Origin of the sequence: Arcobacter sp. (assembly GCF_050300555.1) — a bacterium.
Taxonomy (GTDB): domain Bacteria; phylum Campylobacterota; class Campylobacteria; order Campylobacterales; family Arcobacteraceae; genus Arcobacter.
The window spans coordinates 46,107-58,089 of the sequence record NZ_JBNKXY010000016.1; the positions used below are offsets into that span (position 1 = coordinate 46,107).

21 protein-coding genes are annotated in these 11,983 nt (G+C 26.1%); 3 read left to right on the forward strand and 18 right to left on the reverse strand.

The features are described from left to right. Positions 1-478 precede the first annotated feature (478 nt). The 15 genes from ACQY5W_RS11360 to bet all read right to left on the reverse strand — a co-directional run bounded on the left by ACQY5W_RS11360 (position 479) and on the right by bet (position 8,211). Positions 479-664, reverse strand: a complete 186-nt coding sequence (locus tag ACQY5W_RS11360) for a hypothetical protein (RefSeq protein ID WP_428025091.1) — start codon at positions 662-664, stop codon at positions 479-481. A gap of 29 nt (positions 665-693) precedes the next feature. Further along, the gene (locus tag ACQY5W_RS11365; protein WP_428025092.1) at positions 694-834 is read right to left on the reverse strand and encodes a hypothetical protein; all 141 of its coding nucleotides are present in this window, start codon (positions 832-834) and stop codon (positions 694-696) included. 49 nt (positions 835-883) lie between these two features. Next, the gene (locus ACQY5W_RS11370; RefSeq protein ID WP_428025093.1) at positions 884-1,372 is read right to left on the reverse strand and encodes an ERCC4 domain-containing protein; all 489 of its coding nucleotides are present in this window, start codon (positions 1,370-1,372) and stop codon (positions 884-886) included. A 289-nt stretch (positions 1,373-1,661) separates the two neighbouring features. After that, positions 1,662-2,027 (reverse strand): hypothetical protein, encoded by a 366-nt coding sequence (locus ACQY5W_RS11375; RefSeq protein ID WP_428025094.1) that lies wholly within the window; start codon positions 2,025-2,027, stop codon positions 1,662-1,664. Further along, positions 2,027-2,488, reverse strand: a complete 462-nt coding sequence (locus tag ACQY5W_RS11380; RefSeq protein ID WP_428025095.1) for a hypothetical protein — start codon at positions 2,486-2,488, stop codon at positions 2,027-2,029. The genes ACQY5W_RS11375 and ACQY5W_RS11380 overlap by 1 nt, the downstream gene beginning before the upstream one ends. Then, positions 2,488-2,718 (reverse strand): helix-turn-helix transcriptional regulator, encoded by a 231-nt coding sequence (locus tag ACQY5W_RS11385; protein ID WP_428025096.1) that lies wholly within the window; start codon positions 2,716-2,718, stop codon positions 2,488-2,490. Before ACQY5W_RS11385 ends, ACQY5W_RS11380 begins: the two co-directional genes overlap by 1 nt. Next, on the reverse strand, positions 2,690-2,947 hold the full coding sequence (locus tag ACQY5W_RS11390; protein ID WP_428025097.1) for a hypothetical protein: 258 nt from the start codon (positions 2,945-2,947) through the stop codon (positions 2,690-2,692). Before ACQY5W_RS11390 ends, ACQY5W_RS11385 begins: the two co-directional genes overlap by 29 nt. Further along, the gene (locus ACQY5W_RS11395) at positions 2,944-3,201 is read right to left on the reverse strand and encodes a hypothetical protein (protein ID WP_428025098.1); all 258 of its coding nucleotides are present in this window, start codon (positions 3,199-3,201) and stop codon (positions 2,944-2,946) included. Before ACQY5W_RS11395 ends, ACQY5W_RS11390 begins: the two co-directional genes overlap by 4 nt. 46 nt (positions 3,202-3,247) lie before the next feature. After that, on the reverse strand, positions 3,248-3,439 hold the full coding sequence (locus tag ACQY5W_RS11400) for a hypothetical protein (protein ID WP_428025099.1): 192 nt from the start codon (positions 3,437-3,439) through the stop codon (positions 3,248-3,250). Next, positions 3,429-3,725, reverse strand: coding sequence for a hypothetical protein (locus tag ACQY5W_RS11405; protein WP_428025100.1), 297 nt, complete (start codon positions 3,723-3,725; stop codon positions 3,429-3,431). Before ACQY5W_RS11405 ends, ACQY5W_RS11400 begins: the two co-directional genes overlap by 11 nt. Positions 3,726-3,775: 50 nt before the next feature. Continuing rightward, positions 3,776-4,396 carry a hypothetical protein gene (locus ACQY5W_RS11410; protein WP_428025101.1) on the reverse strand — a complete coding sequence of 207 codons (621 nt, stop codon included), beginning with the start codon at positions 4,394-4,396 and terminating at the stop codon, positions 3,776-3,778. A 54-nt stretch (positions 4,397-4,450) separates the two neighbouring features. Continuing rightward, positions 4,451-6,556 carry an AAA family ATPase gene (locus tag ACQY5W_RS11415; RefSeq protein ID WP_428025102.1) on the reverse strand — a complete coding sequence of 702 codons (2,106 nt, stop codon included), beginning with the start codon at positions 6,554-6,556 and terminating at the stop codon, positions 4,451-4,453. Between the two features lie 132 nt (positions 6,557-6,688). Continuing rightward, positions 6,689-6,955 (reverse strand): hypothetical protein, encoded by a 267-nt coding sequence (locus tag ACQY5W_RS11420; RefSeq protein ID WP_428025103.1) that lies wholly within the window; start codon positions 6,953-6,955, stop codon positions 6,689-6,691. 1 nt (position 6,956) lies between these two features. Continuing rightward, positions 6,957-7,142, reverse strand: a complete 186-nt coding sequence (locus ACQY5W_RS11425) for an AbrB/MazE/SpoVT family DNA-binding domain-containing protein (RefSeq protein ID WP_428025104.1) — start codon at positions 7,140-7,142, stop codon at positions 6,957-6,959. Next, positions 7,117-8,211, reverse strand: coding sequence for a phage recombination protein Bet (gene bet / locus ACQY5W_RS11430; protein WP_428025105.1), 1,095 nt, complete (start codon positions 8,209-8,211; stop codon positions 7,117-7,119). The genes ACQY5W_RS11425 and bet overlap by 26 nt, the downstream gene beginning before the upstream one ends. 142 nt (positions 8,212-8,353) lie before the next feature. Here bet and ACQY5W_RS11435 point away from each other — a divergent pair, with 142 nt between their 5' ends. The 3 genes from ACQY5W_RS11435 to ACQY5W_RS11445 are packed head-to-tail and all read left to right on the forward strand — an operon-like array spanning position 8,354 to position 9,597. Beyond that, positions 8,354-8,542, forward strand: coding sequence for a hypothetical protein (locus ACQY5W_RS11435; RefSeq protein ID WP_428025106.1), 189 nt, complete (start codon positions 8,354-8,356; stop codon positions 8,540-8,542). After that, positions 8,520-8,864, forward strand: a complete 345-nt coding sequence (locus ACQY5W_RS11440; protein ID WP_428025107.1) for a hypothetical protein — start codon at positions 8,520-8,522, stop codon at positions 8,862-8,864. The genes ACQY5W_RS11435 and ACQY5W_RS11440 overlap by 23 nt, the downstream gene beginning before the upstream one ends. 4 nt (positions 8,865-8,868) lie before the next feature. Beyond that, positions 8,869-9,597: an N-acetylmuramoyl-L-alanine amidase family protein gene (locus tag ACQY5W_RS11445; protein ID WP_428025108.1), complete on the forward strand. Its 729-nt coding sequence runs from the start codon at positions 8,869-8,871 to the stop codon at positions 9,595-9,597. Between the two features lie 76 nt (positions 9,598-9,673). Here ACQY5W_RS11445 and ACQY5W_RS11450 read toward each other — a convergent pair whose 3' ends face one another. The 3 genes from ACQY5W_RS11450 to ACQY5W_RS11460 all read right to left on the reverse strand — a co-directional run. Continuing rightward, the gene (locus tag ACQY5W_RS11450) at positions 9,674-9,865 is read right to left on the reverse strand and encodes a hypothetical protein (RefSeq protein WP_428025109.1); all 192 of its coding nucleotides are present in this window, start codon (positions 9,863-9,865) and stop codon (positions 9,674-9,676) included. 4 nt (positions 9,866-9,869) lie between these two features. Next, the gene (locus tag ACQY5W_RS11455) at positions 9,870-10,160 is read right to left on the reverse strand and encodes a hypothetical protein (protein ID WP_428025110.1); all 291 of its coding nucleotides are present in this window, start codon (positions 10,158-10,160) and stop codon (positions 9,870-9,872) included. A gap of 28 nt (positions 10,161-10,188) precedes the next feature. Further along, positions 10,189-11,983: hypothetical protein (locus ACQY5W_RS11460; protein ID WP_428025111.1), on the reverse strand; the 1,795-nt coding region annotated here is incomplete at its 5' end.

Here is an 11,983-nt window from a genome sequence, read left to right on the forward strand (position 1 = left end):
TAATGTTGCTAAAACAAAAAAAACTTTGCTAATATGATTAATCCTTGTTTAGCAAGGTTTTTTTTATACCTAGCAAACTTTAAATTAGCAAGTTTTTAAGTTAGCAAATTTAACTTAGCAACATTAAAACTTGCTAATTTTTAAGTTAGCAATTCAATAAATATTTTAACTTAGCAAGTTTTAATTTAGCAAAAAAAATAATTGCTAAATATAAATATTTATACCTAGCAATTATTTTTTTTAATTAGCAAATAATTATTTTTTTCTTAATCTGTCCCAATAATTTTTTGCATCTTTTTTTATTTTCTGAGTATGATCAATTTCCTTCAAGCATTTTTGAGAGAAATTTCTATTACATTTTTTGTCATTGTAAAAGTAACAATTTTTGTCGTTGTATATACATTCCATTTGCCAATTATTCCTTTCTAATTTTTTTTGAATTTATATAAAAAATAAGAAGGGAAAACCCTTCTTAAGTTTAAAACTTTTTATTTTTACGATCTCCTAATTCTTTAGCTTTATCTAAAATTTTCTCACCAGACCAGGGGCATCTTTTATCTTTATCCTTTAATTTGCTTCTATCACAGATAATTGTTTTTCCGTTTTTGTCTGGTATTACTGAGACTGACCCTCTGCAAATTGGACATTTTGTTGTTTCTTTCATTGTTTTTATCTCCTTTAGGTTTAGAATTTTTAAAATATATCAGGTTCTGATAAGTCAGAATAAGATAATTTTCCTTTTGGTTCTTTAATAAATATATAGGCTGGAATATCTCCAACATCTTCTAACTCTTCTATTCTTTCAATTTCACTTTCTGTAAAAAAATCTTTCATAATCTGCCTCCTATAATTTTCTTACTACATCTATTATATTACATTGACTCTATTTTGTCAACTCTTTAAGAAAATTATGGAAGATTTTTAACATTGCCCATCCTGCATCATTCTTGTCTTGACAAAAGAAAATATTGTCAATATATCCTTTATTATACCAAGAATTCAGTGATCCTATAAATGCATTCGGATGTAATTTTGATCTATAATTATGCTCTTTTATATCTTCTTGCGTAGCATTTTCAATTAAAAGAACCATTTTAGCTCCTACTTCTTTAGCTCTTTTAAATTCATTTTTGAATCGTTCCCTACGATTAACAGGATTATCTTTTTTACCTGAAGTTAAATTTAGAGCTAATTCATCAAGACTGTTTTTTCTTTCAATTACAATCAAATTTCTATAATCTGTGTTATGATCAATAAATGAATAATCGCCGAATTTTAGTGCTTGTTTTCTTTTAACCGATATTTTATTAACAGCCATATAATTTAATATATGGCTGTTCTCCTTTTCTCTAGAATCAATTAATATAATCATTTTATATATGCCCAATTTTCATATAATTTTGTATTGTGATCCTTCATTTGATATTTTCTTTCTGAAGAATTAAAATTGTATTCATAGTTATAATTTAAATTATCGGTTATGCAGGTCGCAAATATTTTTTGACCTACAAAATTGTTTTCTATATTTAGTTTGCTAATTATGTCTTTAATTGATTGAAAATTGCCCAAATTTTCAATTTTTAATTTAGGACTTAGAATTAATAGTCCTTTTTCTTTTAATGTTTTAATAAGCAAAATTCGTAATATAAACACTTTTATTATCATTCCTTTCTTGGCAATTTTGTATTATTAATATTTTGAATTAATCTTAAGGCATATCCAATTAATTCATCTTCTTTATTACCAGCAATGTCTAAATTATTAAATAATTCTTTTGTTTTTTTCAATTCATAATTTGTCTTATTTGATAAGATAATGAAATTCGGATTTTCTTTTAATTTATAAATTTCTTCTATAGTTAAATCTTTTTTATATTTATTTGGTTTAATATCAAATTTATAAAGTAAATAAAAATGATCTTCTAAAATTTTATTAATATAATCATCAATACTTTCATTAGATTTTCTATTTTCTAATATCTTATCTAATAAATTATTTTCTATGGCTATTTTACCTTCTTTCCTCATTAATCGTCATTCCTTTTAATCTTATTTAAATGATCTTCAGCTATAAAAGTATTTGTTGAGTCAGTCTTATATTGTTTTTTCTCCATATCTTTTAAACAATGAGAAATTAATCTTCCTTCAGATAAAATTAATTTCTCAACGACTTCTGTATAAGTCGATTTTTGATATTTGGAAATATCTTTTAAAATTTTTTCGGCTTTTTTTGAAAGAATTATTCCATAAATATTTTCATCATCAAACATTTTAAATTCAAAATTAGTATTACTTAACCTGAAACATTCTTCTATTCTTGGAATGTTAGGATGATATTCTCTATGAAATAACATTCTATTGAATAATATGCAATGATGTTTTGTTAACTGATTATCATTTAATTTAATTTTATTTTGTTGTTCTTCTGTCACATTTAAAAATCTGCATCTATTACAGTATTTATTATGATCAATTTTTTCTTTATTCATTAATTTTCATCTCCTTCATTATCTAATATAAATAATTGTTCTTGGTTAATTCCAAAATAATCACATAGTTTTTTTCTTACTTGATATTTTGGATAATGATTATAATTCTCAATTTTTTGAATTAAGTTAAAACTTATATTTAATTCTTCAGATAGTTCTTTTTGGGTTCTATTTTTCCAAACCCGATAATGTTTTAATTTATTATCCATTGTTCGTATTCTTGTTTTCATTGTTTTTGCTCCTATCTTTTTTAATTGTTAATATTCTCTTTTCAATTATTGTCTTATATAACTCTATTTCGTTTTTATCTTCTGAATAATTTATACAATCAAGTGAATGTTTAGTAATATAAAATCCACAATTAGTACAAAGATAACTATCAATATCTTTATGATATGAATATTTATTATTATTTATATCTTTGCATATTGGACAAAGCCCATATATTTTGAAATTCATAATCTCTCCTTATAATTACCAAAAGCCTTTTTTAATATATCCATATTGTCTTTTCTTAAAAATTCAAATCTTCCAAATTGTGTTTCAAAAATTATGCATCTATAATTTAGACCTATAGATTTTATATCGTCTATATCAATGCTAAAATCCATCCCATTAGCATTTATCATCAAAGTTCCTAAGCTTATTTGATGATAAAATTTTTCATCAAGCTGATTTGATTTTAAAAACTTTTCAATAGTTTGTTTATTCATAATTTTTAAATCTCCATTATCTTTATTTTTTAAAATTATTGTCTATTTATTTAAATAAACTCAATTTTTCTGGTTTTGTAGCTTCACTACAATCAATATTATGTTTATATAATACAAAAACATATTTTTTATTTACACTTTTTATTTTGCCTATATCCCATAATCTATTACTACAGCCTTCAAATGGTTTATAAATTACAGTTTTTCCTATATTATTTCTAGCTTCATCAATAGTCATAATTTTTCTTAATCTCCTTTTTTTCTAATTCTTCAAGTAATTGCTTAGCATAAGTATAATTTTCTAAATTATTCATATCAGCAGACCGCAACGCTTTTAATACTTGTTCTATCTGAATTCTTTCATTTTTTAAATTTTTGATTTCATTTTCACCCAATTCTACAAGTTCCATATATTCGTTTCTTTGATCTAATAGAATTTTGTTATTTTCTCTTAATGAGTTTATATTATTTTCCAAAATTTTTATTTCATTTTCTAATCTTTCAATAATTTCTATAAAAGTCATATTTAATCTCCTTCTATCTTCAATTAAAAAGGAAGCTAAGAACTTCCCTTTTAGTCAATTAGATCATCAACATTGTGATAGCATTTAAGTTTATCAAAACGTGACTCTACCTTGTTTAATTTAGTAAATATATTCTCTAAGTCTTTAGTTAATGTATTTATTTTATTGCTATCAAAACAATACATATTTTCTAATTCATCAATTATATTTTGTTTTTTGCAATTAAATTGAATTTTCAATTCATCAATTTCATTAACTATACAATCATAAGTATAGTTATAAACAATGCGGCATAAGTCACTTAATCCTAATTGAAATACAATAACTTCTTTTTCATTATCAGAATTTTCAAAGGCAAAATCGTCATCTTGAATAAATAATTCAATAGGAAATCTAATCCTATAATAATTATTATTAAAATATTCTTTGTAGGTATATTTTAAATTTCTTAAATAATCTATAAAAGCATTTGCTAAAATAGAATATTTGATTTCTACACTTTTAATTCTTTCAAAATCATAGCTATTTTTTATTTCTACATGCTCATTACTTCCTAACCATTCTATTTTAGGGGTTTCTTGAAGATTTGAAAATTCTTGTATTCCCAATCTTTCCAAATCTTTTAATTTCAAATCTTCAACCATTAAGTCAAAATTTAATTGTATTTTCATAATATAATCTCCTTTATTTTTATAATTTTATAAATTAGGAAGCTAAGAATTATCTTAGCAATCCTCCTTAAATTCTGATATCATTCTTTCTTTCAATAATGTATTTCTTTTTTCTCTGTTATTTCTTGCGACAACTTTCTCGGTTGTTTGTTTGTTTGATAGATAAATAACTGTTTGCTTCCCTCTGGTTATTCCTGTATATAAAATACGAGAATCCATAAAAGGTGAATCTTGATTCATTACAATAACGATATATCTAAATTCTGAGCCTTGAAGTTTGTGTATTGTAGAACAATAAGCTAATTGAAAATTTTTAACAGTCTCAGAATTTTTCTTATAGCAAACAGTTCTATCCAAATCTTTGTAATATACAGAAAATGTTGTTTTATCTTCATCCGAGATACGACCACTTTCACCATTCATAATTTCGTTTTCTCTATCATTTTTTATGCACATGATCTTGTCGCCCTTATCAAAGGGAAACCATTTTGACAACTTATCTTTTTCTTTTACAGGATTTATTTGTTTTTTCAACATTTCGTTTATATTGTTAACACCCGTAGCACCTTTTTTAATTGGTGCTATGAATTGGACTTCTGAATAAAACTTGTCTATATCATCATATTTTTCTAGTAAATAATTAAAGAAATATAATATTGAATCCTTACAATTAGAATCATTGACAGCTTTACAATAAAAGTCTTTCTTTTTAATTGATGAATCAAATTGTTTATTATCATTTACTAAAGTTGCGATATCAATAATATTACTATCTCCCTTTTGACGAAAAACCTTTTGAAGTTTTACACAAGGGATTATTTGAGATTGAATAAGATCATGCAGACAGTTACCCGGTTGAACGCTTGGAAGTTGTCCCGGATCACCAACTAAGATTAACTTTTTAAAATCTATTGGTGCATCCTCCATCGTTCTTAATAAATCATAAAATAGTTCCGTATCGACCATTGAAAACTCGTCAACAACCATTACGGATTGTCGATAAGTTCCCGAATCTTCGGCAACATTTAAAAACCTATGTATTGTTGTTGCCAATGATCCAGTCGCTTGTTCCATTCTTCGACTTGCTTTTCCAGTTGGAGCAGTCAAAAACATACGGAAATTTAATTCATTTAAGATAAATAATGCACATTTTAACAAAGTTGTTTTTCCTGTTCCTGCTCCACCTGTTAAAATACTAACTTTATTATTTACAAGATTTTTGATCCCTTCAATTTGAAGTTTATCAAATTTAATTTTATTGATTTCTTGATAATCATTGATAGCTTGATCTATATCATAATTGTCAAGAAATTTTATGCTAGTTTCTTTTTCAATAAGTTTTTTAAGATAATACGGAATTTTCGTTTCCGCTTCAAACATAGAATTTGTGTAAACTCTTTCTCCATCTATTTCTAATCTTTCATTTTCTTCAACGAATGTATCAACATTCTTTATATTTAAAGATGATAATTTATCTAACAAATCATCTTTTTCAATATAGCAATTACCTAATGAAGTATAATATTTCACAACATATTCAACTAAATATTTTAATCTAATAGGATTATCTTGTTTAATTCCTAAGCCTAAACCAATACGGTCTGTATATTTAAATCCAAATCCAGCATTTTCGATTAAGATTTTATAAGGATTTGATTTAAATTCATCAAGTCCATTTTCTAAGTTTTCGATTAATTCGTTTATTGATTTTATTTTAGTTGGCGTGCATTTGTCACCAAGTAGCATATTTAATTCTTTAAAGACTTCCATAGATTCGAGTTTTTGAAGTCCTTCACGAATTAATAATACAGTTGCAGGCCCAACACCTTTAATTTTTGGATAATCTTCTGTTTTATAAATATTAATATCTTCAACTTGATCTAAAATTCTTTTTGCTGTTTTTTCTTTTATTCCCGGTATTGAACAAAGCAAATTGCTCTTAGCTTGTTTGGAATTATAGTCAAATTCTTCATACTTACATTGAAAAGATTTTTGACCTTTATAATTTCCCATAGTGCCTACTAGAGTTTTCTCTCCCTCAGTAAGCTCAAATCCATCAGCTTTTACACTGACTGATTCGTCGCCAACCCATCCAGAATAAATCCTAAAATCGCCATTTCTGAATATTTCTCTTTCAATTTCAATGTTTATCTTTTCCATAATCAATCTGCCTCCAAATTCATTTTTTAATTCTTCTATGACTCTATTATATTACATTGAGTATTTATTGTCAACTAGTATGCTAAATGTAATATAATTACACTAATTAATATAAAAAAAATAAGCCGAAGCTTATTTTAAAATTCTATAAATCAATTTTCTTTTTGAAAATGTCTTGTAAAATAATACAAGTTTTGATATATTAGGATTCGGATTTTTGATCCATTTTTTAAAGATTTTTTCTGAATTTGTAAGATATTTTGAATTTTCAATTTTTGCTTTATTCTTTAAATACCAATGTTTGAATTCTATGAAATTGATATTATGACGGAATATTAATTTCATAGAATCATTATCTAAGTTAATAGAATTAGAGTTTTTTTTAATTGCTTTATTCATACTAATCAAGCCTTTCTATAGTAATTTTATTTTCTGATTCTTGATATACAATAAATATATCATTTTCAGATAGATGCATTTTTTTTATAAGATGTATGGGAATAGTAACAACAAAACTATTCCCAACTTTTCGTATTCTTTTTCGTATTCTTTTTTGAATACTATTTTTTCGTTTTATCTTTTTCATTAGTTTTTTCCTCCTTCTTTTCCTGCTTTTTTTCATTAGTTTTTTGCGTTTTATTATCTTCTTTTTTATTATCATTGTCTTTATCAGTCTTTTTATTATCTTTAGTTTCTGAGCTTTTATTATCTTCTTTCTTATACTCCATTTCAATTATCTTTTCTTCATTCTTATCATTTGATTTTTTTTCAAGCTCTTTCTTTTCATATAATGCAATAGCTTGTTTTGTTCCTTCTATTACTAAGCTTAATTTATCTTTAGGAATAGTTGATAAAACAACTTCTTTTTTTAATTGATTGTTTTTTATTAATTTACTGATTACATATTCAATAATTTTATATTCTTCTTCTGTAGATAATTTTATTATATTTGATTTCATTGACTTGTATATTTTATCGATATCATCCTTATTAATAGTTTCATTATTATCTTTTTTATTATCATCAATTGGAATATCAATAATATTGTCCTGATTAACATCAATGCCAATTTCTTCTGAGCTATAAACTCCCTTAAAGTCTTTTGTAAAAAGTTTTCTAGCTCCTGAAGCTATAGCACATTTTACAATCATGGTTGCTGGCATTTCTGCCCAGTTTTTCAAGGGTTTTGTTTTTTGTGATTTTTTATCATAATATTCTTTATAAAACTCAGAAAAAGTAACACTCCATTCAAATTCTGTCTTCCAATCGCTACGTTGTGCCTTGAACCATGCCCCAACTATCTGTTCGCCATGATTTTTAAGATAAAATGTTCCTGTTCTTTCAGTCACATTATTATCTTTCAACAAAATTAGTCCTGCCTTCCATCCTTCGCATAGAGGATGTTCGTCAAGTCTGTTAGTAAAAACATCAATGCCAACAACCATTTGAACATTATCACCAAATTTGATCAAATGGGCTTCTCCTAAAAATGGATTTAACCTTTGATATTGGCACAATTTAATGAATGAATATATTTCCATTTCAGTAAAATCTTTTCCTTTAGCAATTACATTTCTTACTATGTCCAAACTTAATTGGACATTTCCGTTCTCACTTTCATAAGTTACATTACAACCTTTAACTATATTATTCATATTCTTTCTCCCTTCAAGCCTTTATTTAACTCTATTATATAATAAAAATATAAAAATGTATATACATTTTAGTAAAATAGTTTAATAGTTTTATTTGACTAATATGTAAAATAGCTTTATAATTACGGTGGAGGTGATCTTCTTGACAAAAGAAAAGGAAACAACTTCATTAAACGTGCAAATTGAAGATGATTTATACATTGAATTTAAACTTATTTGTATTAGAAATAAGTTTAAAATAAAAGACGGGGTAAAAAAAGCTATAGAATTATATATAAAAAATTATGAGAAAGGAGAATTTCTAAAAATTGTTAATAATAAAAATAAATGATAGTCTATTTAATATTTTAAATTCCTTAGTTATTCCAATATACATAGTATTATTAATTTCATCTTTTTTATTTGTTGTTTCTAAATTTTTAAAAGCTATATTTGAGATTGATAAATTTAGGAATAAGACTAAATCCTTAGTTAAGGATATGGATGAAGCTTATAAGTTCATGAACGAAACAATCCATCTATTTAAACATAATCAAAAAAAAATGTCTGAAGAAATGGAGATAATTTCAGAAACAATGCAAAAAATTAAATTAAGACTAGAAAGTTATCTTAATTTAATTGAAAAAAATAAGAATAATAAAATGGAGGAATGAAAAAATGGCGAAAATAGGAATTGATGACGGTCATGGATATAATACCGCAGGGAAAAGAACTCCCGACGGATACCATGAAAATTATTTTAATGAAAAAGTCAAAAAGTATTTAATTACAGAATTAAAACGTAACGGTTTTAGTTATGTCGACTGTAGCCCAATGACATCTGATAACAGTTTGCAAGATAGATGTAATAGGGCTAATAATGCAAAAGTTAATATATTTGTGTCTATTCATGCCAATGCGTATGGAACAGGATGGAATGGAGCCGACGGAGTAGAAACTTATTATTATCCCGGCAGCACTAGTGGAAAAAAGTTGGCTTCATTAGTTCAAACAGAACTATTAAAAGGAACTAAACAAGATAATAGAGGTGTAAAAAGTGCTGATTTTTATGTATTAAGAAAAACAACAATGACAGCAATTTTAGTTGAAGCGGCGTTCATGACAAATAAAAAAGAAGCCGCATTATTAAAAAAAGAAAGTTTTCAAAAAGAAACCGCTCAGGATATTTGCAGAGGTATCTGCGAATATTTTAATAAGTCTTATAAAAAAGAAGCTACAAAACCAAAATCAAATGAAGATTATACAGGTATTTTAAAACATGGTTTTGATAATGGCTGGTTTACTGGAGAAGATTATGAGGAAAAAACTAATATTGATTTTGGTAAACTATGTTACATCTTAAGAAATTATGATAATTATTTAAAAAAGAAATATAATTTGAAATAATATTAAAGCAAAAAACGAGGAAAAATTATTCCTCGTTTTTTTATACAATAAAACTATAGATCATATACATATTATATTATTTTTTTTCTTTGAAATCAGTTAATAAAAACCCACCAGATGCGATTAATGATAATACTATACTAACAATATTATCTATATTATCATTATTAATTTTTATTACATTGCTTTCATTTAAAATAAGAATAATTAAGGTAACTAAGGAAGCTATAAATTTTTTATTTTTCAAAATATTTTTTAAGACTTTCATATAATCATCCTTTCAATATAACTTCAATTAACTTTTTAAGTTTATCAATCAATCCAATTAAGCTACCGCCTATTGCTCCAAACATTATTCCTAAAGCGGTAAACTTTCTAATACTAATATTTTCTTTTGATTTTATATTGCAATCTTCTTTAGTAACAAAATTTGATATCTGATCCTCAATTTTATCTGTCTTTTCCGAAATATGTTTTATTAATTGAGTATTATTATTTTCAATTTTCATATCTACTTTTTCAAGAATATCAATTACCTTAAGTAATAATTCGTCTTGTCGCATTTTGTTTACCCTCTATATTTTATTTTTTTTATGAAGTGCTTACGTCTACGGGCGTTAATTTTATATATGATCCACTAGCAAACACAGTTATTGTGCTTGCGTCACTTGTATATTGGGCCCATTGTAACCTAATTAATCCACCTGTTGGACTTGCTCTTACTAAAAATCTTTCTTCAATAAAAGTTGGCTGCGATCCAGAAGCCGCCAAACCATATGCAACCGAAGCAGCATCATGATATAATGCAGACTTCATGTTCGTATCTTTTGAAGTTGTATTAGACTGAGCTGGTCCTAAATTGCCTCTATATGACAATATAACTGTGTTTATAAGCTGCCATGCCAGCTTTATGTCTGGAGTTGTGCTTAAACATCTTGCCGATAAGTGCAAATATACTTCGTATACTTGATCGGCTCTTAAATATGCCCATAAATACTCATCATTTTGCAATGTTGTATTGCTTGATAGCGTTTGATTAGAAACTTTTTTTATAATAGTTGGTCTTGTTTCATTTACTAAATGTAATTGATTCATACTATTAGAAATAGCAAAATCAACTAAAAGCCCAAAAGCTGTTTCAGCTACACCAAGATATATATCTCCAGGGCTTGTAAATGTTGTTTCATATTCGCAAATTGCCAGATTTTCACCATTTTTATATCCTAATACTCTTATACTATCATTGTATTTTTCAAAAAATATAATGAGTTTATTATTAAATTCAATAATTGTATCAAAAGGATAGGTCGTATCAACTGCCGCCCCTCCATTTGCTACCGATAGAATTAATTCGCTTGCACTAGCATAAACCTCCGCATAGTGTGTTGAGTCGATATAAAAAGTCATGCTCGGCAATCCATCTTCCAACTTACATGTCCATTCAAATTTAGCTACAAAACAATTTATATTTTCATAAATTAACATCCCATTTTTATAATACCCGGGAGAAAATGGAGGTTCAAAGTTATCAGGATTTAACTTTATAATTCCCAATTTTTGAACTTGCTGCCCAACGTCATCAACTACCGTCCATACTGGATATGATTGTGAAAATTGATTTTCCCAACCTGAAGATGTTCCAAAATATTTTTGAAAAGCATTAAAATAATCGGAATCATCTGGATCATGCCGAACCATTTGCATATATTGCAAAACAATATATTCATTTTGATATCCAGCATTATAATCCATTTGAATCTGCCAGAAATCTATATTATTCCAATTTGGCGTTCCGCTCCAAACATAAAAATCAGATTTTGCCGCCCATGCAACATTCCATCCAGTATCAAATCCCCATGCATCTATGTCAAAATCATATTCATAAGTACTAGAAATTGAAGTATCACCGATATTAAAAAATAGATTTCCTCCTTGATGGGCGGCTATATCTGATATATAAAAAAATATAAAAATATAATCGTCTGTACTTGATACGCTTTCATCTAAAAATTCAGTTAAATTGACTGTATCTATATCATGTGCAAAATCGAAAAAATCGGAAGTTGCTATTGGAATTAAAGATTTTAAGCCTCTCTCACCTAAAAAAGCGTCGCCGCCATAAACTGAATCATTTGATAATGTTCCAGTCGGGGCATAATTTAAATAATCTGAATAGTCAGATTGAAATGTATCAATATCTTTTGTATTTCTTTGTCTAAAATATTTTAAATATTCTTTTAATTTAAAACTTGCACTTCTAGCCAATTCCTTGTCAGCTAAATTTACAACCCCTTCTAGAGCATTCAAATTAGCTGCATTTATTGGCGGAGATGTTCCATCAATAAAAGTTATTTCTGAAAAATCATTAAAAGCAGTCATATTAATG